The organism is Ochrobactrum sp. SFR4, from assembly GCF_019730395.1.
Classification (GTDB): Bacteria; Pseudomonadota; Alphaproteobacteria; order Rhizobiales; family Rhizobiaceae; genus Pseudochrobactrum.
Genome location: NZ_JAAPBB010001042.1, coordinates 1 through 254 on the forward strand (window position 1 = coordinate 1; position 254 = coordinate 254).

At 51.6% G+C, this 254-nt stretch carries 1 protein-coding gene; it reads left to right on the forward strand.

Annotated elements, in window-relative coordinates; translation table 11 throughout:
* Nucleotides 1–254 (forward strand): ABC transporter permease subunit (locus HBA93_RS22225; protein ID WP_502910179.1); only part of this gene is annotated, 254 nt, incomplete at both ends.

Here is a 254-nt window from a genome sequence, read left to right on the forward strand (position 1 = left end):
TTGTCTGTCGGCTCGATGTCTGCCTTTGTTGCGGCGGTCACTATTTTTTTCATGAATTCCGGCATTGTCAGCGGTAATCTGCCGATGTTAATTCTGGCAATGTCTCTTGCGATTGCGGTGGGGGCTGCCTGCGGGCTTGCCAATGGTACAATCACCACAATGGGGCGTATTGAGCCTTTCATTGTCACGCTTGGTACAATGGGGATTTTCCGTGCGCTGACCATTTATCTGGCTGAAGGCGGCTCGATTGCGAT